Origin of the sequence: Nonomuraea sp. NPDC052116 (assembly GCF_040680035.1) — a bacterium.
Taxonomy (GTDB): domain Bacteria; phylum Actinomycetota; class Actinomycetes; order Streptosporangiales; family Streptosporangiaceae; genus Nonomuraea; species Nonomuraea angiospora_A.
In genome coordinates, this window is the sequence record NZ_JBFAWA010000014.1 from 63185 (window position 1) to 87403 (window position 24219).

The following is a 24219-nucleotide window of genomic DNA, read 5'->3' on the forward strand; positions in this document are numbered from 1 at the left end:
GGCGGTCAGCGGCCGTCCAGCAGGTGGACGGCATCGCCGTAGATGGCCGGGCTCCGATCCACCTCCTCGACGAAGTCACGCGGGAAGCCGAGCTCGAAGTCCACCGCCGACTCCAGCCGCCGCACCGCCTCCTCCGGCAGCACGAGCCCCGAGGCCCCCAGGTTGTCCTTGAGCTGGTCCACGCTGCTCGCCCCGACGATCGGATGCACCCCACGCCCGAGCACCCAGGCCAGCGCCACCTGCGAGGCCGTGACGCCCAGCTCGCCGGCCACCTCGACGACCGCGCGCGCCGCGGTCCGGTCCCGCTCGCTCAGGGTGTCGGGCGACACCCGGGAGGCCTGCGCGCCGGGCTCGTTGTACCTGCCCGACAGCACGCCGCGTTCGAGGGTCCCCCACGCCGTCACGCTCATCCCGTACGCCTGCGCCATCGGCAGCAGCTCCCGCTCCGCGTCCCGCCGCAGCAGGCTGTACGGCACCTGCAACCCCGCGAACGGCGTCCACCCGCGCCACTCCGCCAGCGTGTTGGCCCGGCTGGCCAGCCAGGCCGGGGCGTCCGAGATGCCGGCGTAAAGGATCTTCCCGGCGCGGACGGCGTCGTCCAGCGCGCGCATCGTCTCCTCGACTGGGGTGTGCCGGTCCCAGACGTGCACCCAGAAGAGGTCGACGTAGTCGGTGCGCAGCCGGCGCAGGCTCTGCTCCAGCGACAGCACGAGGTTCTTGCGGTGGTTGCCGGCAGCGTTGGGGTCGGTGCGGTCGCGGGTGCCGGTGTACTTGGTGGCCAGGACGAAACGGTCACGGCGTCCTTGGAGCAGCTCGCCGACGACGTTCTCGCTCTCGCCGTACATGGAGGCGGTGTCGACGACGTTGCCACCGGACTCGGCGTACAGGTCGAGGATGCGCCGCGCCTCCGGCGACACCTCGCGGTAGGTCATCGCGCCGAGGAACAGCTCGGAGACCCTGAGCCCGGTCCGGCCCAGCAGACGGTAACGCATGCACAGCACCTTTCAGCCACTCGGCCCTCCATGATTCACGACCCGGACACAAGCGTCGAATGCGGCGTGCTTCACCGCGCCTCATGAGCTCCGTACAGGCAGGCTGGCCAGACCGTGCATGAGCAGCCCCGGACGCCAGGCCAGCCGCTCCTCGGGGACGGCGAGCCGCAGGCCGGGGAAACGCTCCAGCAGGTGGCGGAAGGCCACCACGCCTTCGGTCCTGGCCAGCGGGGCGCCGAGGCAGTAGTGGATGCCGTGCCCGAACGCGACGTGCTGGCCCGGAGCGCGGGTGACGTCGAGGCGATCGGCGTCGGCGAACTGCGCCGCGTCCCGGTTGGCAGACAGGAAGGACACCAGCACGAGCTGTCCCGCCGGGATCTCCGTGCCCCCGATGGTGACCGGCTCCTTGGTGAACCTGAGGGTGGACGTGCTGACCGGCCCGTCGTAACGGAGGAACTCCTCGACCGCCGCCGGCAGCAGCCCGGGGTCCGCGCGGAGCTTGGCGATCTGGTCGGGGTGGCGCAGGAGCGCGAGCGCCCCGTTGCAGATCAGATGCACGGTCGTCTCGTGGCCGGCGACCGTGAGCAGGAACGCGGTGTCGACGAGCTCCCGCCCGCTCAGCGCGCCCTCCTCGTCCTGGGCCTGCACCATCGCGCTGAACAGGTCATCGGCCGGCGCGGCCCGCCTGGCCTCGCAGAGCTCGCCGAGGTAGGTGATGAACTCGGTGGCGGCCCGCACCACCACCTGCGGATCCAGTACGGCGCCCTCGATGGTGGTGTTGGACCACTTGATGAGCTGCGGCCAGTCGTTCTCGGGGATGCCGAGCAGCTCCCCGATCACCATCGCGGGCAGGGGCACGGCGTAGTCGTGCAGCAGGTCGAACTCCGGGCCCACCTTGTCGAGGAGGCTCGCGCTGATCTGCTCGACGCGGGGCCGCAACGCCTGGACGCGGCCCGCCGTGAACACCTTGCCCACCAGCCGCCGCAGGCGCGCGTGGTCGGGCGGGTCGACGAAGAGCATGTTGTGGGGCACCACGGCCTCGTAGCCGCTGCTGTCGCCGCCCTCCAGCTCGTTCGATTTGATCATGTCCGGGTTGTTCGTGAAGTCCTTGCTGAGGCGCGGGTCGGTGCAGGCCGCCTTGACGTCCTCGTACCGGCTCACCACCCAGACCCGTACGCCCTGCGGGGTCGCGGTGCGATAGACGGGGCGCCCTTCGCGGAGCCGCGCGAATACGGGATGCGGGTCACGGAAATAGTCCTCATCGAACATTGTCTCGATCATCGTCGCCCTTTCGCGCACGGCAATGAACAGGTGTCCACCTTATGTTCGGGATCGGCCCCAGGCTATTTCCGTTTACCAGTCCCCGTTTTCGGCCGCCCGAAATCAAGGGCTCGGTCTCGCTGCAAGCAAGGGAATCGAGCGGGCTATCCAAAAAAGCATGACGATGACAATCGAAAGCCGTCGCCGGCGGGCCCGCTCATACGGCGTCCTCGCAATAATGGCCGTGGCTTCCGTATATCTCAGTCACGGCACGGACGAACCGCGGAGCCCTGCCGGACGCGGAGCGTCAACGGCGCGAAGGTCACTCGCCGCTTCTGTATCGAAGGCGACATCCAGCCGTCCGGGGGCGGAGGTTCAGACGTGCGAAAGACTACGCCAAGGCGCATTTTCCCCGGCGCTGATCACCCAGCCCTCACAGGGTGTGCAGGTCGACGGCGTCGGCCATTGCCCGGTAGCCGGCGGGGTTCGGGTGGAGGTGGTCTCCGCTGTCGAAGGCCGGCCGGATCCGATCGGGGTCGGCGGGGTCGGCGACCGCGCGTTCGAAGTCGACGACCGCGTCGAATTCGCCGCCGGTCCGGATCCACGCGTTGACCGCGTCGCGGACGGCCTCGGCCTCGCCGGGGAGACCGGCCGGCAGGAGGGTGCCGCCGATGATCCGGACTCCTCGCGCGTGGGCGGTGCGGATGAGCCGCCGGTAGCCGTCGATCAGGTCGGCGGCGCCGACCTTGACCGCGGGGGTGGTGCAGGGGGTGGGGTCCTGCATGCCCAGGAGGATGTCGTTGATGCCTTCCAGCACGATCACGGTCTTGACGCGAGGTTGGCCCAGCACGTCCCAGCGGAAGCGCGTCAGCCCGCGCTCGCCCAGGCACGCCGAGTCGTTGAGCAGGCGGTTGCCGGCGATGCCGAGGTTGAGCACCGGCCGCCTGCCGTTCAGCCTGCGGGCCAGCGCGTCCGGGTAGCGGTCGTCGGCGTCCTGGGTGGCGGCGTATCCGTCGGTGATGGAGTCGCCGAAGGTCGCCACCGCGGCCTCGCCGCCGTACACGTCCACTCCGGACAGGTAGAACCAGGAGCTGTTGGTCTCGCCGAAGGCGGCCGCGCCGAGGTCGCGGGTGTGGTCGCCGGAGGCGCGGTAGGAGGTGGCCATGGCCAGGTTGTGGTAGGTGGCCGGTCCTGTGGCGCCCTGGAAGTACAGCGTCACGGTCAGCCGCTCTCCCGGTTCGACCGCGAGCCGGACGGGATCGCTGGCGGCCTGCCCGCCGGTGGGGACGGTGACGGAGGCGGCGTGTGCGAAGGTCAGCGGGCGGAGCGTGCCCGCCTGTACGGCGGCGCCCGCGCCGGCCTTGCCCACGCTGGCGCCGGTGAGCCGGAGCGGGGTGGTGCCGTAGGCGTTGGAGAGCCGGATCCGGACCGCCGAGCCGCCGGCGGTGACCCGAACCGCCTGCCGTACGGAGTGGTCGGCGAAGCCCTTCTCCGCCCAGGTGGGATACCAGACGTCGGGGGACGGCTGCTGGACGCCGGTCGCCCAGGCCGCCGCCCACCTGCCGGTCGCCGCGTCGGCGGGTGCCGGTGCCGCCGCCAGGGCGGCCACCAGCGCGGCGGCAGTCGCGATTTTCAGCATGTTGGTGCTCTTTTCAGTCCAGGACGGGGAAGTTGGCGCGGAAGACGCCGTAGGGATCGCGCCGGCGCTTGATCTCGCGCAGCCGGGCCAGCGTGTCGGCGGGGAAGGCCTGCGCGGCGTCGTCCGCCGGCGCCAGGAAGGTGTACGGCTTGCGCCCGCTGACCGCCTCACCCAGCGCCTCGACCAGGGCCGCCTGCCTGGCCCGTACCGCGTCGGCCAGGTGGGGCAGCCGCAGGCCGAGCAGGTAGAGCATGTACGGCTCGGCCAGCGCGCCACCCGCGCCGCCGGCGGGATCGGCCTCGGCCAGCGCCCCGCCGAGATGCCGGACCTGCAGGTTCAGCAAGGGTGCGAGTTCGGCCTCCGCGAGGGCCCGCACCGGCAGGTCGGTCAGAAGTTCGGTCCGGGCCAGCATGGGGCTGGGCTCGACCGGCTCGGCCGCGATCGTGCCCAGGTCGGCGATGTCCATGGAGCCGCGGCTGTCGGAGAGGCTGCCGCCGATCTCGTCGAACGCGGTCAGCAGCGCCTTGGCCTCGGCGTCGCCGCCGAGGTAGGTCACGTCCACGGTGACCAGCGGCGGCGCGGGCGGCGGCGGCGCCATCCGGTTGATCCACACCGACAGCTCGCGTGGCGCGTCCGCGGTGATCCGGCGGAAGGCGTCGAAGACCGCTCCGGCGCGGGTGGCCGGCCAGGTGATGCGCCCGCCGTACACGCTGGGCGCCGGGTACAGCGCCAGCTCGATCGAGGTGACCAGCGCGTAGTCGCCGCCACCACCGCGCAGCGCCCAGAACAGGTCGGCGTCGGAGTCGCCGGTGACCCGTACCTGCTCGCCGTCGGCGTCGACGATCTCGAAGGCGCGCACCGAGTCGGCGGCCCAGCCGTACATGCGGCCGAACCACGAGACGCCGCCGCCGGCGACGAACCCGGCGACCGTCACGGCCGGGCTGCTGCCGGCCGGGCCGGTGAGGCCGTGCCTGCCGGTCTCGGCCAGCAACCGGCCCCACCGCACTCCGGCGCCGACCCGGGCGACGCGCGCCCGCGCATCGACCTCCACCCGGTCCAGGCGGCCGGTGCGCAGCAGGATCACGCCCTGCGCGTCACCCGAGGCGCCATGGCCCGACGGCTGGGCGGTGACCGTCAGCCCGGCTTCGCGGGCGTAGCGCACCAGCGCCGCCACATCCGCCGCGTCCTCGGCCTCGACGACGGCGGACACCGGCTGGTGGACGCCCACCGCCCACGGGCGGGCCGCTTCGTCGAACCCGTCCTCGCCGGGAAGCAGCACACGCCCCCGGACCGCATGACGTAGATCCATAGCTGTCGTCTCCTTACGGGATCACCTGGGGTTACCAGGGAAGAGGGCCTTCGTGCTGGACGAAGGCGGCGGTGGGGCCGTCGGCGTCCAGCAACGCCATGGCCACGATCGGGGCGGCGCCCTCTTCAGGGGGCTTGATGCCTTCGTTGTGGTTGATGTCGGTCTTGACCCAGCCCGGGTCGACCGCGTTGACCTTGATCGGGGTGTCCCACAGCTCTTTGGCGTAGGACACGGTGATCATGTTGAGGGCGGCCTTGGAGGAGCAGTAGACGAGGTTGAGCATCGGCCACAGCGGATGGGCCTGGTCCAGGGTGCGGCCGATCGAGCCGCGTTCGCTGGAGACGTTCACGATGCGTCCCGCGGGTGAGCGGCGCAGCAGCGGCAGCATCGCGTTGGTGACCTCGATGACGCCGAACACGTTCGTCTCGTAGACCTGGCGGGCCTGCGCGGTGGTGGCCTGGCTGGGCGGCCCGTCGTCGAAGGTGATCCCGGCGTTGTTGACCAGGATGTCGAGCTTGCCGTACTCCTGCTCGATCCACTGTGCCGCGGCTCGGACGCAGGCCGCGTCGGTGACGTCGAGCCGTACGTACGGCAGGCCGAGCCGCTCGGCCGCGGCGCGCCCCCGCTCCTCGTCACGGGCGCCGATGATCGCGGTGACGCCCGCGTCGGCGAGCTGGCGTGCGATCTCGGTGCCGATGCCCTTGTTCGCGCCCGTGACGAGCGCGACCGTTACCATGCCGCACCCGCGATCTGCCGGGTGGAGGCGTTCAGGCGGTTCCACAGGTTGACGGTGGAGATCGTCATGATCAACGCGGCGAGCTCGGTCTCGGAGTAGAGGTCGGCGACCTCGTCCCACAGCTCGTCGCCGACCTGGCCGCCATCGGCGAGCCGGGTGACCTGCTCGGCGAGTGCCAGCGCGGCGCGCTCGGCGTCGGTGAAGTACGGCGCCTCGCGCCACGCCGCCACGGCGAACAGCCTCTCGTCGCTCTCGCCTGCCTTGCGCAGGTCCTTGGCGTGCATGTCGACGCAGACGCTGCAGCCGTTGATCTGGCTGGCCCTGAGCAGCACCAGGTCCACGGTGACCTTGGGCAGCCCGGCCTGGTCAGCGGCCTTTCCGAGGTCCAGGAGCGCCTTCATGGCGCCGGGGAGGACGAGGGCGGGGTTCTTCATGCGTGCCTGCATGGGAGCCTCCTCATGTGTGGTGATCAGCTGATGTGACCAGCATGGGGAGGGCGATCCATACGATCGCGATGCGATGTCGATGCATCGCCTATGGGGGCCTCTGTTACCAAAGGGGCAAATGTATGATTCGCGGGTGGATGTGCGGCTGACGATCCTCGGCCCGGTCGAGGTGTCAGCCGGTGACCGATCGCTTCCCGCCCTGGCCCCGCGTCACCGCGCGTTCCTGGGCTACCTGCTGCTGCATGCCGACGTCGTGCTGAGCGTCGAGCGGCTGATCGACGCGATGTGGGGGCCGACGCCGCCGGACACGGCCCGTGCGCAGGTGCACGCCGCGTTGACCGCGATCCGGCGTACGCTGCGCGCCGCGGACGCGGTCCACCTGGTGCAGACCCGGCCGGCGGGATATGTGATCAGCCCGGAGCCGGGGCAGCTCGACCTGCGGGAGTTCGCCAGGCTCGTGGCCAAGGCGGACGCCGGGCTCGTGGCGGATGCGGATGCCAGGCTCGTGGCGGATGCGGATGCGGATGCGGATGCGGATGCCGGGCCGGGTGCGGCCGTGCGGACGCTGCGGGAAGCGCTCGCCCTGTGGCGCGGGCCCGCCTTCGCCGACGTTCAGGCCTACTTCGCCGAGGGTGCCAGGGCCCGGCTGGAGGACCAGCGGCTGGCCGCGATCGAGCGGCTGGTGGAGCTGGAGCTCGCCGCCGGAAGGCACGCGGAGCTCATCGACCTGCTGGCCACCGAGCTGGCCGCGCATCCCTTGCGGGAACGGCTGGCCGGGCAGCTGATGCTGGCCCTGCACCGCGCCGGGCGTCAGGCGGACGCGCTCGCCGTCGGCCGCGACTACCGCCGCAGGCTGGCCGAGGAGCAGGGACTTGACCCGGGCCACGCCTTCCTGGCTGTGGAGAAGACCGTCCTGCGCGGTGACCCACCCACGGCTGCCGCCATCCGGCCCGCGAAGCCCACCACGGCTACCGCCATCCGGCCCGCAGAGCCCGCCACGTCCACCGACATCCGGCCGGCGGAGCCCGCCACGGCTGCCGGCATCCGGCCAGCGCAGGCCGAACCGCCCGCCACCGCGACCAGGCCCGTGGCGGCCGGGCCGGTGATGGCCAGGCCGGTGGCGGCGTTCCTTCCGTACGACATCGCCGACTTCGCCGGCCGTTCCGTCCAGTTGGTGGAGCTGTGCGAGGGCGACGCCTCCCAGGCGGTGACGATCGCCGCCATCGACGGCATGGCCGGCATCGGCAAGACCGCACTGGCCGTCCACGCCGCGCACCGGCTCGCCGACCGCTACCCCGACGGCCAGCTCTTCATCGACCTGCACGCCCACACGGCGGGCCAGCGCCCGCTCGGGCCCGCCGAAGCGCTGGAGGCGCTGTTGCGGCAGCTCGGTGTGGCGACCGAGCGCATCCCCGCGTCCATGACGGAACGGGCCGCCTTATGGCGGGCCGAGCTGGCCGGCCGCCACGTGCTGCTGGTCCTGGACAACGCCACCGACACCGCCCAGATCCGCCCCCTGCTGCCCGGGGCCTCGAACAGCCTGGTGCTCATCACCAGCCGCCAGCGGCTCACCGACCTGGACGCCGCGCGAACCCTGTCCATGGACGTGCTGCCCCTGCCCGACTCCGTCGCGCTCTTCACCGGCATCGTGGGCGAGCGCGCGGCCGCCGAACCCGAGGCGGTCACGGAGGTCCTGCTGTTGTGCGGGTTCCTGCCGCTGGCCGTCCGGATCGCCGCCACCCGCCTGCGGCACCGCCCCCGCTGGAGCGTCGCCCACCTCGCCGAACGCCTGCGGGACGAGCGCCGCAGGCTCACCGAGCTGGCCAGGTCGGAGCGCGGCGTGGCGGCCGCGTTCACCCTGTCGTACCGGCAGCTCACCGCCGACCAGCAGCGGCTCTTCCGCCTGCTCGGGCTGCACCCCGGCCGCGACACCGAACCCCACGCGGCCGCCGCGCTCGCCGATCTCCCGGTGGAACGCACCGAGGATCTGCTGGAGGACCTGCTGGATGCGCACATGCTCCAGCAGCGCGCCTTCGGCCGTTACACCTTCCACGACCTGCTCCGTCACTACGCCGCGCAGCTCGCCGCCGAGCAGGAGCCGCCGCATGTCGGGCAGGCGGCGCTGACCCGGCTGCTCGGCCACCAGCTGTCCACGGCGTCGGCCGCCATGGACGTGCTCTACCCCGACAGCGCCCACCGGCGACCGCGCATCGAGCGATCCGCACCGCCGCCGGTCCCCCTCCAGGACGCGCCGCAGGCACTGGCCTGGCTGGACGCCGAACGGGCCAACCTCGTCCTGGCCGCCGATCGCGACCTGACGCACACCGGCCTGCTGGCCACCACGCTGTATCGCTACTTCTACGACCACGCCCACCACGACGATGCCCTCGCTCTCTACGGCAAGGCACTGCAGGCCGCCCGCCGCCGCGAGGATCCGACCGGCGAAGGGCGGGCACTGACCGATCTCGGCTGGGTACACCAGGTGCAGGGCAGCCATGACGTCGCCCGTGACCATTTCCAACAAGCCCTGGCCGCCTGCCGTACGTCCGAGGACCTGCGAGGTCAGGCTCGGGCGCTGGTCGGCATGGGCCAGGTGAGTACGGACGAAGGCGAGCACGAGCGGGCCAGGGAGGCGAACCTGCGCGCCCTCGAACTGTTCCGCGAGATCGGCGACCGGTTCGGCGAGGCCGTGACGCTGGACTACCTCGGCATCGTCCACGAGCGGCTGGGCCAGTACGCACGCGCGGCCGACCTGCACCGGCAGGCGCTGGAGCTGTCCCGGGAGATCGACAGCCGAGGCGGTGAGGCCGACGCCCTGGACAATCTCGGCGTGGCCTGCACGCGGCTGGGCCGCCACGCCGAGGCCCGTGACCATCACGAGCAGGCGCTGGAGCTGTATCGGCGCTTCGGCTACCGCCGAGGCGAGGCCAAGGCACTCAACAACCTGGCCGAGGTCGCGGCGACCACGGGCGACCCCGGCCGGGCCGTACGCCTGCACACTGCCGCCCTCGACCTGGCCGTGGAGCTGAACAACCGGGGCGAGGAAAAGCGCGCCCGCCAGGCCCTCGCCCGGCTCCTCCCCACATCGGAACCCTCCGACCGCACGTGATCGGCACGTGTCACCCATACCCCAACACGGAACCGATGATCGCGATGACAATCCGCTCATCCCACTGACCGGCGGGCCCACCGCGACGAGGGACTCGCTGACGGCGGCCGCGGTGTGCCTGGTCCGCCGCGCGTCGCGGGTGTGGTCGCGACCCTTCCCCCACATGAAGATCCGCACCGGCACTCTGGTGTTCTGCGGCGACGTGGCACTGATCCGCCGCGACCGGCCCACCGGCTCGCACCACACCCCACCCGGTGCTCATTAGGCCGGGTAGAGGCCGGGAATGGATCTGTAGGGTTCACCTCGCCTCGTCGAGATGACCCCCGATCTGGCAAATGCGCTGGGAAGGGCATGCACGTGAGCGACGATCAGTCCTACTCGCCCGAGGCCCCGTTCGGCAGGATCAAGATCCGTGTCAGCGCCCTGGTGTTCTGCGGCGACGAGGTGGCACTTCTGCGCAGGGACCGCCCCGACGACATCCACTTCTTCACCACGATCGGTGGGAACGTTTCCGCAGGTGAGCCGCTCGATTCCGCCCTCGCCCGGGAACTGGAGGAAGAGCTCGCCCTCGCTCCGGGCTCGGGAACGGAGCCGGAACTGCTGTGGCTGATGGATGCGAGGGTAACCCGGCCGGGAAACACGCCTTCGCCCCGCAAGCTCCACCTGATCTATCGCCTCCACGTCAGCCCGGACGTTCGCCGCGCTCTCGCCACCCTCGAGTTCGACGAACTCGCCGAGGGCGGCCACGAGGTTGGCCATGTGCAGTGGATCGACTACCGGCAGGCCGCCGACCTGCCGATGTTCCCTCCCATAGGGGCGGCGCTTGCGCAGTTGGCCAGTCCGACCGCGAGGCCGAGCACCGTCGGACTGCCTGCGGTGACGGACGACGAGTACTCCTGGATCTGACGCGACCCTGACAGGACCTGTCCTGCGCAGGGGCGCCCATCGAGACCTACGTCGTCCGCGGCACCCACCGAAGCGCCACCTCCGCCCAAGCCTCCACGACCGGCATCACTGTTCTCCGACACTCAAGATCGCCGCGGAATGAACCCAGAAAGGCCCATCCCCGACAGGTGTAGCGTCTGACACGCGAAGTTGATCACGAAGGGTGCCTGCCATTGGACCTGCAAGACACGCGGCTGGACATGTCTCACGGTGAGCGTGTCAGGAGATACAGCGAGGTCGCGAGCGCGTTGGCGTTGCACAGTGACCGGCAGCTCGGCGAGTCACTGGAGCAGGCGCAGACTCTGGGTTCGGGGATCGGCGGTACCTCGGTGCTGCTGGACATCGACGGCGTGCCGGTCTTCGCCAAGCGAATCCCCCTGACCGACCTGGAGCGCCGCGGGGGCAACGTGATGTCCACCGCGAACCTGTTCGGGCTGCCTCCGTTCTGCCAGTACGGACTCGCCGCTGTCGGCACGCCGGGCTTCGGCGCCTGGCGTGAACTCGCGGCCGGCGTCATGACGACCAACTGGGTCCTGGCCGGGCGCAGTGCGGCCTTTCCGCTGCTGTATCACTGGCGGGTGCTGCCGGGTGCGCCGCCACCCATCGATGAGCACGCCGACGTCGAGGCGGTCGTACGGTACTGGGAAGGATCGCCGGCGGTACGGGATCGTCTCCACGCCGTTGCCCGGGCCTCGGCCGGCATCGTGCTGTTCCAGGAGTTCATCCCCTACAACCTCGACGACTGGCTCGCCACTCAGCTCACCGCCGGCCAGGACGCCGCGATCGCGGCGAGCGCCATGGTCGAGTCGTGCCTGCGCACCGACGTGGCCTTCATGAACGGCCAGGAGTTGATGCACTTCGACGGCCACTTCGGCAACATCCTCACCGACGGTGAACGCCTGTACATCGCCGACCTCGGGCTGGCGACCTCCTCTCGGTTCGACCTGTCCACGCAGGAGATCGAATTCCTGGAACGCAACCGTACCCACGATCTCGGTTACGCGCTGATGCGGCTGGTCAACTGGCTCGTCACCAATATCTGCGGGGTGACGGTGCCGCAGAACGGCATACCGGCACAACGCAACGAGTACATCCGCGCATGCGCGGACGGCACGGACCCCGCCGGTGCCCCGCCGGCTGTAGCCGCAGTGATCCGCCGGTACGCACCCGTGGCGGCGGCCATGAACGACTTCTACTGGGACCTGTACGGCACCCGCAGGACAACGCCGTACCCGAGCGAGAAGATCGAACGCGCCATGAGCGCAATGCGCTGATCCCACCCTGACCGGGGTCTTCTCGCACCCTCGTATCACCATCCTGAACATCCGTGTGGAGATGACGCGATGAGCGACGTGATCTCTCGGGCGTCAGCCCGGGTTCTGCTGATCGACCCTGCCGGCCGGATCCTGCTCTACCGGGGCAGGTTTCTGCAGGTAGAGGGTCTGCGCTACGCCTGGTTCACGCCGGGAGGAGGCGTGGATCCTGGCGAGAGCGCGCAGCAGGCCGCCGCCAGGGAACTGCGAGAGGAACTCGGCCATGTCGTGGCCCCGGAAGCACTCGGCCCGGTGGTGGCGACGAGCGAGGGCCCGTGGTCCGAGGGCAGGCGGCGCTTCTTCTCCCGCGACTTCTACTTTCTGCTGCGTGTGAATGGGCTGGACGTGGATACCTCCGGCATGGATGAGGAGGAGCGGGCGGTGACCGACCGCTTCCACTGGTGGACCCAGGCCGAACTGGCCGGGCCGCCCCCGGACGGAGAGGAGGTCGTGCCCCGGGATCTCGGCCCACTGGTGGCGCGGCTCGCGGTCGGGGACGTCCCGACCTCGCCGACCGTCCTGCCGTGGCACCTACTGGGATGATCGGTTAAGCGGGAAACGCAGACGGTGTCGCGAGGCCACGGCGCTGAGCCCGGGCGCCGCACCCGAGAGCGGGGCAACTCGACATCCGGGACGCTCGGCCACTCGCGTGGTTGCGGGGAACGATCAGGGCCTGCCGGCACCAGGCACAGAAACGGAGCAGGTCAGGATCTGTCCGGTACGAGGTCCGGTGGTCAGCCGCTGGAGGTTGTCCGTGACGCCATCGGACTGGCGCCACTCGGCGGTCAGGACGAACAACGTACGCCGGTCCGAACCACCGAGCATCAACGCGAACGGTGCCCGGTCCTCCGGCAGTTCGATGCGTTCGAGGATGTTGCCGCCCTCGGCGACGCGGGCGATCGAGGACCCGCCGGTGGAGACCCATACCGCGCCTTCGGCGTCCAGGCAGATGCCGTCCGGGGCGACGCCGTCGGCGAAGATCCGCCGGTTGGACAGCCCTCCATCCGCATCGATGTCGAACGCGGTGAGCCGCCCGGCGAACGACTCGGAAACGATCAGCGTCCGGTCGTCGGGCGTGATGACCATGCCGTTGGGAAACTGGATGTCGCCGGCGACCTGGCGCAGTTCGCCGTCTGGCGTGACGAGCTTGATGTAGCCGGGCTTGGGCGCGCCGCCACCGGCGAAGTCGAAGTCCGCCCCATTGATGTAGATGTTGCCGCGCCCGTCCACGACGATCTCGTTGCCGCCCTGCTCGGCGACGGTGACCGTCGACCCGTCCGGCTCCTGACGGCGCAACTTGTCCCCGGTCATCAGCAGCCTGCCGTCGGGCAGCCAGTCGATGGAGTATCCCATCGGCACCGGGCCCCGTACGGATGCGACCTCTGACTTGCCGTCAAGGTCGACGGCCACGACTTCCCTGTCGATCCAGTTGCAGAACCACAGCCGGTCCTCGTGCCACCGCGGCGACTCGGGAATCCCCAGGCCCGTCAGCAGCACCTTCGGCTTGGACATGACGCCTCCTCACTTCGCCCGACCGCACCGACCGCAGCCCGGCTTTCCTGCCCCTTACACGAACGACCCCCTGTCCGATCGACACGATGACCTCAAACCTTGCGATTGTTTCCGGCAGATGCTCGACGGGCGGGCCGTTCAGCCGCGTCGAAGCCGGCGCGGGACCGAAGCTCAGGCTGGTGGCTCCAGCATGGGGACGAGGAACCGCCGGGCCACCGCGGCCAGTTGCTCGTCGTCATCCAGGTTGATGACGGCACTGGGGATCGTCAGGAAAGAGGTGGAGATCCGCACCATCATCTCGGCCACGAGGTCGATGTCCAGGCCGCTCGACACGTTACCCGCGCGTTGCTCGCTGCGGAGCTGGCCGGCGACGAAATGCCGCACGGTGGCGAGGGTCTGTCCCCCGTCAGCCGTCATGGAGGGGACGAGCAGGTCCGGTTCCGTGGCGATGAGTCCGCCGATCAGCGGGTTGCCGCGAATTGCCCGCAATGAGCTCACGAAGCCCAGCACCACCCTGTCGGCAGCGGTGCCGGCTTGTTCGATGTCGATGAGGAACTGGTCGAAATAGCGGCGGAACTCCCGGCGTACCACGTGTTCGATCAGCGTGTCCTTTGTGTCGAACCGCCGGTAGACCGTGATCCGCGACACCTTCGCCAGCCGGGCGACGTCCTCCATGGTGGAGCGTCTGATGCCCATCCGGCAGAACTGCTCGTACGCCGCGTCAAGGATGCGCGTCCGCAGCTCGTCGCTGTCGTCGACGCGCTCGACGGCATCGACATAGGCGCGCTGGAGCAACGAATCCGAGTCCGACAGCGCCATGAATCCGGACAGCACCGATTCCACGATCGCCTCCTGTAGGAATTCTGCCTCAAACGTGGGTCTTGTGATGCTCGTCACACTGTGCTCTGATGATGATACACAGACTCATGATTTGTTTCTCAGTATCATCCATTTCTCGCATGCCCGGAGCGGAACCCCCCACCTCGAAGGAGTGCAGAGCATGGCAGAGTTGAGCAGGCGCAAGGTGCTGATCTCGGGCACCGCCATGGGAGCGCTCGGCGCGTTAGGGATGATCTCCCCGGCCCAGGCGGACTCCCTGTCCGGCGACTGGACCTGGCCGGCCAGCGGTTCGATCGCGGGTTCCGGCAGCGGCGCCGACCCCCGATGGGTGTGGGACGACGTGGCCGATCCGCTCCTCGCCTCACTGTTCGACCGCGGTGTCATACCCGAGGTCAACCGGCTGCTGTACGACTGGAACCGCAACGACCAGCCCCTGCCCGCGGGGCTGCCGGAGGATCTGCGGGCCTTCATCGAGCAGGCGCGTCAGCTCCCGTCGTGGGCCGACCCCGCCCTGCTGGATGCAGGGGCGCGCTTCCACGCGCTCAAGGGGAACTACATCGTCGTCCTCACCATCGTCGGCGCCGGGATGCTGGCCACCGCCATCCCCAAGGAGGCCCGCGCCGTCTATTACTCCGCGGGCGGTGCGGATCTGAAGGACCGGATCGCCAAGACGAACATCCTGGCGTACGCGGTCAGACCCCAGAACGCCTGGGGCGCCGGCGGCACGGCCGTGGTCGAGGCCGTGAAGACCCGGCTGGTGCACGCGGCGGTGCGGCACCTGCTGAAGTCGTCTCCCCACTGGTCCGGCCCTATCCCGATCAGCCAGGAGGACATGCTCGTCACGTGGCACACCCTGGCGACGTACTCCATGCGCGGGATGCGGGAGTGGAAGGTGCGCATCTCCTCCACCGAGGCCGCGGGGTACCTGCACTCGGTGCAGATGCTGGGGCACATGCTCGGCATCAGGGACGAGTTCCTCCCCGCCACCTGGGACACCTCCTACACCCAGTCGGACCTGGTCCTGCCCAGGAACATGGGGCCGACCACCGAGGGGGTGGAACTCAACGCCATCCTGCGGGACATGCTCGCGGAGCTGACCAGCCCCGGCGGCGTCGACAAGCCTCTCGTCAACGCGTTCTCCAGGTACCTCACCGGTAACCAGGTGGCCGACTGGAACGGCATCCGGCGCGAGCCGCTGTGGGACCCGGTGGTCAAGACCGCCTGGCCGCTGCTGGTGCAGTTCCGGGAGGGTCTGATCGGGCTGCCGCTGGTGCCCGCCGCCGCCTGGCTCCTCGACGAGGCGGTCAAGAAGTGGACCACGTACTACCTCACCAAGGGGGCACAGACCAAGATCGTGATTCCGACGGGCAACCGGCCCGGCTGATCACGGCCGTCGCCGCGCGGAACGGCGTAGGGCATCGCGAGCGGATCGCGGGTTGCGGTGCTCCGGCGGCGTAGGCAAGACTCGGCGGCAGTCGTGAGGTGGGCGGAGGGGACGATGAGCACCGCTGACAAGGGCAACGCCTATCTGGAACGGGTCGTCGCGCAGCAGGCGGTGCTCGAGGACGACCTCAGGGCACGCCGCGCCGCCCCCGGCGAGCCGGCGCCCCCGGCGGGGCCGCTGGCCAAGCGCGAGCGGGCCATCGGCGGGGCGGCGCCCGACACGGCGGCCCCGGGCCCGGTGGACGTACGGATCACCGGGTTCTGGCGCTGGAAGAACGTTCTCGTCCCGCCCAACGCCTTCGTGGTGCACACCCGGCGTGGCCGCGAGAAGCCCCTGGACGTCGGCCTGGGCGTGTCGTTCCGCTTCAACCCGTCCACCGACTCGTTCCTGGTCGTGCCGGGGGCCACCCAGACCATCCTGATCAACGCCTACTGCGTCTGCCGCGAGCTCCAGGGTGTGCTGGTGCAGGGGTACGTGCAGTGGATCATCCAGACCTTCCCCGTCGCGTACCGCAAACTGGACTTCAGCGACCCGCAGGACCCGATGCGGCTGGTCAACCTCCAACTGCGGGAGCAGGCGGAGGCGGCCATCAAGGACAAGGTCGCGACCATGGGCGTGCGCGACGTGCTCAGCGACAAGCAGCCCATCATCGAGGAGCTGACCGCCCGCCTGCGCGCGGTGGCCGAGGGCGAGGACGACAGCGACCAGGGGCTCGGTCTGCGCATCGTCACCGTCCAGATCAAGGAGGCCGTGGTCAGCTCGTCGCGGCTCTGGGAGAACTTACAGAAGCCCTACCGGGCCGAGCAGGGGCAGCTCGCCCGCCTGGCCGAGCTGCAGTCCGAAGAGGCGATCACCCAGCGCGAGATGGCGGCCGAACGGCTCAAGGAGACCCAGCGCCTGGAGAACGAGCGGGAGCTCGCCGGGCTGCGGGCCCGTAATGAGGCGTGGCAGTTCGACACCGAGGTGGCCGAGCGGCTGCGGCGCACCCAGCGCCGGCACGACGACTCCAGGGCGGTGGCGGAGTTGGAGACCCAGACGACCCTGCACGCGCTGCGGATGGAGCGCGAACGGCACACCGAGGAGGCCGAGACCGGCAGGCTGCGGATCGAGCGGGAACGGGAGCTCAAGAGCCTGGAGCTCGCCGGCGAGCTGGAGCTGGCGCGTTCCCGGGCGCTGGCCGACCATGAGCGGGCGCTGCTGGACGTGGAGCGGCTGCGGATGCGGGCCGACATCGACAACCAGCAGTCTCCGGCCAGCCTTCAGGCCAAGCTGATCGGCTTGCTGCCCGAGATCATGGCGCAGCTCCCCAAGCCGGAGGAGCTGCGCATGGTGTCGATCAACGGCAGCGACCGGACCACCGTGTCGGGCCTGCTGGCCGAGCTCGCCGCCATGGTCGGAGTGCTGCGTTCCGCGATCGACCGGGACACTCCGGCTTCCTGATCGGCGAGGTTCCCCGCTGTTCGCTGTTGTGGCGGGCCCCGGTCCGCCGACCGCCGCGACCGGCTCGGTGCCGGTAGCGGGCGCACGCCGACCAGCCAGTCACCGCAGGGCTGCGACGTGCAGTTCGCGGAGCACATCACCGAGAACGGCGGCGGCGTCGCCGAGCACTTCTTTCTCGAACGTCGAAGCGCTGTCGCTCCATGGTTGGGCGTTGACGAGCACCCGGACCGTGCCGGGTCGGCAGAACTCGATGAGCCCGGCGGCAGGGAACACCGTGCCGGAAGTGCCGATGGCGATCCAGACGTCGGCGCGGCGGGAAGCCTCGATCGAGGCGCGCATCTTCTTGGCGGGGAGTTGCTCTCCGAACAGAACGACGTCGAGACGCGCGATGCGTCCGCAGTGCGGGCAGGTGGGCACGGTTTCGTGGATGTCGTCGTCGAACCAGGCGCCGTTGCGAGCGTGGCATGCCTTCCGGGAGCAGCGGGTGGCGAATGCGTTGCCGTGGAGTTCGGTGACGTTCGCGGATCCGGCCCGGGTGTGGAGCCCGTCTATGTTCTGGGTGGCGATGTGCACGTCGAAATGGGCTTCGGCGGCGACCAGCGCCTCATGCGCCGGGTTCGGTTGGGCGATGGATGCGGCGTGGCGTAGTTCGTTCCAGTGCTCCCATGCCTGCTGGGCCTTGCCGTGCCAGCGGGAGGCGGTCGTGAGCTTCGCGATGTCAGGGTTGCGGTCCCACATGCCGTTGCCACCTCGGTACACGGGCAGCCCCGAGGGGGCGGAGATCCCGGCTCCCGTGAGGACCGCGAGCCGAGGTTTGCGCTCAGCGATGGCAGCGTCAGGCATGCGATCATTGTCGGCCTTGGCGATGTCTCATACCACCGCATTTGTATAGCTCAGCGACCTCACCGTCGCGAACAACCTCGAAGCGAGCACCGCCAGTATCACGAACCACCTCGAGGCAAACACCACGCACAACACGGGCAGCTTCACGACCGACAGCACGCTGACCGCCGGCGGCAGCGCTTACCTCGAAGGAGGGCTGACCGTGATGGATCAGTATGACCTGGTAATGGCGGCAACCGCGAGTGGCATCGACTTCGAAAAAGGCGTCCTCGCAAACTCGCTTCATACAGTGGAGTCAGGCTGTGCAAGCAGCCGATCATCGACGACAACTACCAGCCGCAATGGAGTGGCGCGCCTAATTGTTCCTGCAGGTTCTGGTGGGCGATCGGATGCAGGTGATTTTCCGGGCTGATTGTGGTCGATGAAGACCAGTCCATCGGCGAGCAGCCCCTACAACGCCTCCCATCGAGATCGAGATCCTGCCGATCGGCCGCCGTAGCCCGGCGTGCCCGGCCCGCGCGGCGCCTGGTGGACGCGACTGCTTCGATCGCGTCGGGCTGACCCGAGAAGCCGACGGCCGGCCCGCGAGTGGCACTCTGGTCCACCCCCGTCGTGCCATCGAACTGCTCCCAGAGGGCGAGCACGACTCCCGTGGAGCGCCGCGATCTCCCTGACCCGGCGCGATCACGCCCCGAATGTCCAGTTGGTCGCTCAGCAGCCGAACGCCGTCCTGCACCGATCTCCTCTGGCAGGCGCCGTCGGCCGGGTCTCCCTGGCGGCGGTCGGGTTCAGCCGGGCCACGGCTGCCATGTCCGAGCAGTAAACAATGGCAGGCGAAATGAGGGATTGGGGGAAGTGGACGGCTGAAATTTTAGGTCGCTCTAAATTGCCGGATATGCATGCTTACAAACCCGTGGCACATTGCGGACACGAGCCTTGTCAAGCCGGATTCACAAGCGCACAGTCAAAGCAAACAATCCGGCCCTCGGAGGACACATGAACAAAAAGGGCGCACCAAATCCCCGCAGCAGAATCGCAATAAGACGTCTCTTATCCGCTGGCCTCGCGATATTCGCCGCCGCCTTCCTCGTCGCGCCGCCCGCAGCGGCCCTGGCCTTGCCGACGCCGAAGGAATTCGTGTCGAACCTCGACCTGGAGTGCTTCAAGACCACCGCGTACCAGCCGCCGGCCACCACATTGGTGCTGCGCCACCTCAACCCCGTGCTCGGCAACCTGCCGACGGTGCAGGTCACGCTGGGCCAGCGCGAGCAGCTCTGCGTCCCGGTGGCCAAGAACAACGTCATCCCACCGCCGAATGTCCTCGACTACGTCAGGTTCGTCGACCTGTCGTGCTACCGGGTGACCGGGCCCTCGATCAACCAGAATCTGGGGCTGCGCCACCTGAACCCGGTCCTGCAGAACGTGCCGGGCATCAGTGTCACGCTGAACGCGCCCCAGCACCTGTGCGTGCCGGTCGCCAAGAACGGCGTGGTCCCCGCCCCGGACATCCTGCGGGTCATCTCGCACATCGACCTGCTGTGTTACGCGCACCAGCCGAACCCGTCCATGAACCTGCCCCTGACCCTCACCCAGCTCAACCCCGTGCTGGTCAACCAGATCCCCACCCAGACCGTCCAGGTCACCGCCGCCCGCCAGCTCTGCGTCCCGGTGCAGAAGGCCCGTGACGATATCCCGTCGGACGTGCTCGACGTCGTACGGTGGGTCGACCTGGAGAAGTTCGACATCGGCAGCCCGGCCATCTCCCCGGTGCCGCTGACCCTGAGACACCTGAACCCGGTGCTGGGGAGCCTGCCCCCCGAGGAGCTCAGACTCACCGGCGCCGCGCAACTGGCCGTCCCCGTCTCCAAGAACGGAATCGTGCCGCCCGGCTGATCCTCCTCCGCGACCGGGCCAGCTGACCGGCCCGGTCGCACCCACTGCATAAGGCTCCGCCATGGGATCGCCGAGCTGGGCGCGATGGAAGGCCAGATGCGTCCACACCTCGGCGGCCAGCGGCACCACCGCCTCCGCGCCGGACGGCAGCTTTCCGGTCGGGTGCCCGCGACGTGGACCGAACGGCTTGCGTGCTCGTCTGGTGGTGGGTCGAGATGGATCCACGTCTCGCGGACCTGCGCAGGAGGAAGCAGATCGCCCACCGCTCGCCAAGAACGGCAACCACACAGTCAACGGATGCGGTTACGACCGCAGTCGCCCGGGTGCCGGCGATCAGCCGCCGGGCTTGGTGAACTCCACGCCGTCGAACCGGAACACCGTGGTGCGGCCGGGGTAGTCGCTGACCGCCAGAAGCCGGCCGTCGGCGGAGAAACCAACCTCCTGGTACCAGCCCGACCGCTCGCCGGGTACGGCGAAGTGCGGCTCCAGCGGTTGTCCGGTCGCAACGTCATAAACGACGACCGGGCCGCGGTGAAGAACGCCGGCGAGCAGCGTGCCGTTGGGTGACAGCGCGAAGTCACCCAACCGCTCGCACCCCTCCCACTCGTCCTCGATCGCCCAGCACAAGTCACCGGATTCCACCGAGACGCCAAAGCATCCTGACGTCGCGCCGCTCGCGACAAGGATCTGTTCGGCCCCGTCGAACGCCAGCTTGTCGAACCGGTGGCTGATCCCCTGGAAGCCCGCCGGGAAGGGGAACGGGGCGGCGAGCACTCGCTGACCGGCGTCGACATCCCAGATCTCGAGGTCGTACTCCGTATCGCGGTTGTCCGGGTCGTGGGCGAGGCCGAGGAGCCGGCCCGACGGCGACAGCGCGGCGGTGGTCTGGAAGCGCTTGCCTGCCGGAAGATCGAGGCACGAATCGCCGTCCGGGCCCAGCACTCGCAGCGCGTGATCGTTGTCGACCACCAGCATCCGCCGGCGGGCGGCGTCCCACCCGGGTCGGGTGTAGGGCAGGCGTTGGACATGACCGGTGGCGAGCGCCACCGTGTAGCTCACCTCCGCCATGGAGATCGTGTCGCGGACGGTGAACGTCAGGTGCGATCCGTCCGGTTCGAACATCACGGTATGGATCAGTGAGTACTGATACGCATCGGTGTACACCACCTGGCGCGCGCCGGTCCGTACGTCGACTGTCTGCACATCGGAGCCGGCCGCCCCGATCCGGTCGGGGATGCCGCGGGCGACCGCGACGGTTTGGCCGTCCGGGTGCAGAGCGATGGCCACGACGCCGTTCGTCGCCCGTGTCACGCACTGTACGACGACGTCGCCCGGTTCGCTTGCCGCGACGTCGCGGAGCAGGGCGTACCCGTCGCGCATCTTCTCGGCGACGACCTTCTCCAGGGCCTCGCGCGCCGCGTCTCCGTGATCGAACGACTTCGTGCGCCCCTGAGGCTTCCCAGTGCCGGCCCACCAATTCCGGTGCAGCTCAGCCCCGTCGATCCGGAGTTCCAGGTACTTGGGCTTCGAGGTACCGGGATGGGTCAGGAGAATCTGGTCACGATCCACCCGCGGCATTGTAGAGGTCTCCAACACAGAAAAAGGGCAGCTCAGCTCCTCCTCGGGTTCGAGGTCCCTTCTCGCAGGTCAGAGCGAGATGATCTTTTCAGGTACGTAAGCACGTGGACCGGCCTTCAAGGCATGTCGCGGCCGTGCGACAACGCGCCGTACGCATCGGCGATCTGCAGCGCGAAACCTACCCGCATACCTGGTCGGCTCGTAGCGCCACGCCTGCACCAGCTGCTCAGGACAGCCAGTTTCGTACGAGGGCGAGCATCGGGCTGGACAGCCAATTGACGACGAATGCGACCAGGATGCCCAAGAGGAAGAAGACGATTTGCGTGACGAACCCCCTGCGGTTCTGTCCGGTGAACTGGCGTCGCAAGACGTCGTCGAGCGCCTTGACCTGTTCGGGCGTGAGCGCCGCCAGCCGTTCGGTACTGTCCACCTGCGCGCTGAGCTGCTGAAGCGCGACCAGCCGCTCCTGCAGGTAGCGCTCGAGCTCGCGCGAGACCGCCTGCGCCTCTTTGACCATGTCCTGCAGCCTTTTGACGCGCTCGGTCAGGATAAGTTCCCGCCGCGCCACCCGTTCCCGGCGACGGGCCAGCAGCGTGGTCACCCCCCAGAAGGAACCGCCGACCGCGGCGATCACTCCCGGCACGCCGAGCGCGACCCACCAGTAGAACCTGTCGAGCAGCGCCTGCCCCGCCGGTTTCTCCATGTCAACGCCTGCCAGCGACCCGACCAGGCTGATGACGAACGGCGTGCCCACCACCACCCATGCGATGAGGCCGCCCACAAGCCAGAGGCCGACTTTGGTGTCGTCATCAGCCGCAGACCCATGCTGCGCTTTCTCGGCAGAAGCGCCGGGCTGGCCGCTGGACGGATTGTCGGCCGGAGACTCGTCTTCAGAGGGCGACGTCATTGCTACAGAGTGCGATCCGGGGACAGCGCATGGCAAGCCCTCCGCCGTGATACCGCACGCCTGAGTCCGTCGCAGAGCGTCGAGTTGGAGCTGTGGGTTCTGCTCATGCGTCAAGACTCGTGCGTACGCCGTGTGACGCCGACCTGTGGTGGCCGCTATGGACCCGCGGGAGGCCAGGCTCTCGAGGTGGCGTTGCGGGCTGACGAGCCCGGGTGCGCAGACGTTCACACCTTGGGGCCTTGAGGCTTACCGCCTGCCGGCAGATCGGCCCGGCTGTTGGAGGCGGTGGAAGCGTCCTGACGGGTCGTGTGGATGATCGCGGCGCGCAGTTCGGTGAGTGCGGCGACGAGCGGGACGCGGGCCTTGATGAGGTGGGTGGCGGCGCGGGGAAGACAGGCAGCGGCGGCGAGGGCGCCGATCAGGTTTGAGGATGGTCGTGGACACAGGGTGCTCCTGTCGGCAGGTGGGTGGTCGCGGACGTGAGTGCCAGTTACCGCCGATTGACGCACCCCACTACGTGACGGGTGATACCGGTTGAGTCACGGCGGGCGAGGTCGCCCGGTGTCAGATCGCCGGGTCAGCGGCTGGAAGCGCGGTCGGCATCTGCCCGAATCGGAAGCGGCCTTCCCCTCGCGGGCGCGAGCGACCCACGCGGCGCTGGCACTGATCCCGGTCTGCAGGCCAAGAGTCCCCACCAGGGCCTGACTGGTCTGGGCCGGTACATGCGCTTGGGTGAGGAGGCCTCAGCCCGCATCGCTGCCGAGTACCACCCCGCCAACCGTCCCCCACGCAGTGCCGCCTGGACGATCGACCCAGCGGCGGCTGACCGTTGCTGAAGGAGTGACGGACCTTGAGGGTGGACCCGTCGCGGTCGCGCAGCGAACCGGGCCACGCCGAGCCGGCTGAGCTCGGCGTGGCCGGTCCATACACGTGGACGCCAGGCCGAGCAGGCGCGATGTCCCGGCGTGGCCGTTGTGGCGGACGTTCTCCGGGATTCGTACTGGTAAGTGGCCTTTAGTGGTACCCGGAAGTAGCGAAGCCGGTTCCGGGCTCAGCCGGCGACTTGGCTTTTCGGTGGCGCGGAGACGCTGACCTTCGAGCCCCATCCCGAGTAGCTGGTCTCGGTGCTGAAGCGCCCGTCCCCTACCTCGACGCCGTCGGCGACGTGGGAGGAGGCCAGGTGCGAGGTGAGGAGCTTGCGAGGGAGATTGTCAGGGCCGAGCATGAGCCTGTACTCCACCACGGTCTTGTCGCCCTCGCTGAGCGGCGACGACGCGCGGAACCAGGGTGACGCCTTCGCCAGCGCCGCGTAGGTGAGTTTGCCGGAGTACGTACGGCCCTGCTTCTTGCCCTTGAGCAGGACCTTCAGCGTGGCGGGCTCGGCCGGGTTCACGAGCTGCGAAAAGGTGCCGATGTAGCTGCCTGTCATGCGCAGGGGGTCCACGAGGTACTTCTTGCCATTGGGCACCTCGCCGTACATCGGGTGCGTGGTCCAGCTCTTGCCGTCGACCCAGATCGTACGCCCGCCGCTCAGGGAGTACATGTAGTCGAAGATGCCGCCGGTGTGCTTGTTGTAGTCGGTGGTGATGTCGGACGCGGCGATGCCTTTCTTGCCGAACTGCCACTTCCCGGACCGCCGAAGGAACGTGATCTTCTCCGAGTCCTGCAGTAAGGACGTGACGTCGGTGAACTTCACCCCCTTGCCCACCTTCAGCTTGCCCTGCAACGCCTTGACCGGGTCCGCCGAGGCGGCCTGGGCGGGAGTAGTGGCTATGAGCATGGTCATGGCGGACACGACGGCCCCCACGATCATCCGATTCATGAGATTCCTTTCCATGGAGATCGCAGATTCTGCCGTTTCTTGATCACGACCTGGTGAACGCGGAGTCCTTCATCGGCAGATCGCACTCGAGCACCAGATACGGGCTGGTCGATCCTGTCGGTGGCAGACTTCTGCACGGTCACGAGCAGCCCGCCCAGCCGTTGAATTCGTCACCGGCTTGATCACCGCCG

At 69.1% G+C, this 24219-nt stretch carries 20 protein-coding genes; 7 read left to right on the forward strand and 13 right to left on the reverse strand.

Translation table 11 applies throughout. The annotated features are described in order from the left end of the window. Window positions 1-5: 5 nt before the first annotated feature. The 6 genes from AB0L65_RS26430 to AB0L65_RS26455 all read right to left on the reverse strand — a co-directional run bounded on the left by AB0L65_RS26430 (window position 6) and on the right by AB0L65_RS26455 (window position 6382). Entirely contained in the window at window positions 6-992 is a 987-nt protein-coding gene (locus AB0L65_RS26430) for an aldo/keto reductase (RefSeq protein WP_364249969.1), read from the reverse strand. A gap of 81 nt (window positions 993-1073) precedes the next feature. Next, window positions 1074-2261 (reverse strand): cytochrome P450, encoded by a 1188-nt coding sequence (locus AB0L65_RS26435; RefSeq protein WP_364249972.1) that lies wholly within the window; start codon window positions 2259-2261, stop codon window positions 1074-1076. A 424-nt stretch (window positions 2262-2685) separates the two neighbouring features. Beyond that, window positions 2686-3891, reverse strand: a complete 1206-nt coding sequence (locus AB0L65_RS26440; protein WP_364249975.1) for an SGNH/GDSL hydrolase family protein — start codon at window positions 3889-3891, stop codon at window positions 2686-2688. Between the two features lie 13 nt (window positions 3892-3904). After that, window positions 3905-5200 carry an FAD-dependent oxidoreductase gene (locus AB0L65_RS26445; RefSeq protein ID WP_364249978.1) on the reverse strand — a complete coding sequence of 432 codons (1296 nt, stop codon included), beginning with the start codon at window positions 5198-5200 and terminating at the stop codon, window positions 3905-3907. 31 nt (window positions 5201-5231) lie between these two features. Then, window positions 5232-5936, reverse strand: a complete 705-nt coding sequence (locus AB0L65_RS26450; protein WP_364249981.1) for an SDR family oxidoreductase — start codon at window positions 5934-5936, stop codon at window positions 5232-5234. Then, window positions 5930-6382 (reverse strand): carboxymuconolactone decarboxylase family protein, encoded by a 453-nt coding sequence (locus AB0L65_RS26455; RefSeq protein ID WP_350726930.1) that lies wholly within the window; start codon window positions 6380-6382, stop codon window positions 5930-5932. Before AB0L65_RS26455 ends, AB0L65_RS26450 begins: the two co-directional genes overlap by 7 nt. A gap of 133 nt (window positions 6383-6515) precedes the next feature. On the opposite strand from AB0L65_RS26455, the gene AB0L65_RS26460 reads away from it, so the two are divergent. The 4 genes from AB0L65_RS26460 to AB0L65_RS26475 all read left to right on the forward strand — a co-directional run bounded on the left by AB0L65_RS26460 (window position 6516) and on the right by AB0L65_RS26475 (window position 12292). Beyond that, entirely contained in the window at window positions 6516-9491 is a 2976-nt protein-coding gene (locus AB0L65_RS26460) for a tetratricopeptide repeat protein (RefSeq protein ID WP_364249984.1), read from the forward strand. Between the two features lie 357 nt (window positions 9492-9848). Continuing rightward, window positions 9849-10397, forward strand: coding sequence for an NUDIX domain-containing protein (locus tag AB0L65_RS26465; RefSeq protein ID WP_364249986.1), 549 nt, complete (start codon window positions 9849-9851; stop codon window positions 10395-10397). A gap of 212 nt (window positions 10398-10609) precedes the next feature. Beyond that, on the forward strand, window positions 10610-11710 hold the full coding sequence (locus AB0L65_RS26470; protein ID WP_364249989.1) for a serine/threonine protein phosphatase: 1101 nt from the start codon (window positions 10610-10612) through the stop codon (window positions 11708-11710). A 69-nt stretch (window positions 11711-11779) separates the two neighbouring features. Next, window positions 11780-12292: an NUDIX domain-containing protein gene (locus AB0L65_RS26475; protein ID WP_364249992.1), complete on the forward strand. Its 513-nt coding sequence runs from the start codon at window positions 11780-11782 to the stop codon at window positions 12290-12292. A gap of 123 nt (window positions 12293-12415) precedes the next feature. Here AB0L65_RS26475 and AB0L65_RS26480 read toward each other — a convergent pair whose 3' ends face one another. Continuing rightward, on the reverse strand, window positions 12416-13261 hold the full coding sequence (locus tag AB0L65_RS26480) for an SMP-30/gluconolactonase/LRE family protein (protein ID WP_364249995.1): 846 nt from the start codon (window positions 13259-13261) through the stop codon (window positions 12416-12418). A gap of 171 nt (window positions 13262-13432) precedes the next feature. Then, on the reverse strand, window positions 13433-14080 hold the full coding sequence (locus AB0L65_RS26485) for a helix-turn-helix domain-containing protein (RefSeq protein WP_364250459.1): 648 nt from the start codon (window positions 14078-14080) through the stop codon (window positions 13433-13435). A 181-nt stretch (window positions 14081-14261) separates the two neighbouring features. On the opposite strand from AB0L65_RS26485, the gene AB0L65_RS26490 reads away from it, so the two are divergent. Beyond that, window positions 14262-15485: an oxygenase MpaB family protein gene (locus AB0L65_RS26490; protein ID WP_364249998.1), complete on the forward strand. Its 1224-nt coding sequence runs from the start codon at window positions 14262-14264 to the stop codon at window positions 15483-15485. 114 nt (window positions 15486-15599) lie between these two features. Continuing rightward, on the forward strand, window positions 15600-16985 hold the full coding sequence (locus AB0L65_RS26495) for an SPFH domain-containing protein (protein WP_364250001.1): 1386 nt from the start codon (window positions 15600-15602) through the stop codon (window positions 16983-16985). 99 nt (window positions 16986-17084) lie between these two features. Here AB0L65_RS26495 and AB0L65_RS26500 read toward each other — a convergent pair whose 3' ends face one another. Next, on the reverse strand, window positions 17085-17828 hold the full coding sequence (locus AB0L65_RS26500; RefSeq protein ID WP_364250004.1) for a Sir2 family NAD-dependent protein deacetylase: 744 nt from the start codon (window positions 17826-17828) through the stop codon (window positions 17085-17087). Window positions 17829-18157: 329 nt separating this feature from the next. Then, window positions 18158-18472, reverse strand: a complete 315-nt coding sequence (locus tag AB0L65_RS26505; protein WP_364250007.1) for a hypothetical protein — start codon at window positions 18470-18472, stop codon at window positions 18158-18160. A gap of 493 nt (window positions 18473-18965) precedes the next feature. On the opposite strand from AB0L65_RS26505, the gene AB0L65_RS26510 reads away from it, so the two are divergent. Continuing rightward, complete coding sequence (locus tag AB0L65_RS26510) at window positions 18966-19721, forward strand: hypothetical protein (RefSeq protein WP_364250009.1); 756 nt, start codon at window positions 18966-18968, stop codon at window positions 19719-19721. A 333-nt stretch (window positions 19722-20054) separates the two neighbouring features. Here AB0L65_RS26510 and AB0L65_RS26515 read toward each other — a convergent pair whose 3' ends face one another. The 3 genes from AB0L65_RS26515 to AB0L65_RS26525 all read right to left on the reverse strand — a co-directional run bounded on the left by AB0L65_RS26515 (window position 20055) and on the right by AB0L65_RS26525 (window position 24028). Continuing rightward, entirely contained in the window at window positions 20055-21290 is a 1236-nt protein-coding gene (locus tag AB0L65_RS26515) for a hypothetical protein (protein WP_364250012.1), read from the reverse strand. A 235-nt stretch (window positions 21291-21525) separates the two neighbouring features. Further along, complete coding sequence (locus tag AB0L65_RS26520) at window positions 21526-22206, reverse strand: hypothetical protein (protein WP_364250015.1); 681 nt, start codon at window positions 22204-22206, stop codon at window positions 21526-21528. A gap of 1051 nt (window positions 22207-23257) precedes the next feature. Further along, the gene (locus AB0L65_RS26525) at window positions 23258-24028 is read right to left on the reverse strand and encodes a hypothetical protein (RefSeq protein ID WP_364250018.1); all 771 of its coding nucleotides are present in this window, start codon (window positions 24026-24028) and stop codon (window positions 23258-23260) included. Between the last annotated feature and the right edge of the window lie 191 nt (window positions 24029-24219).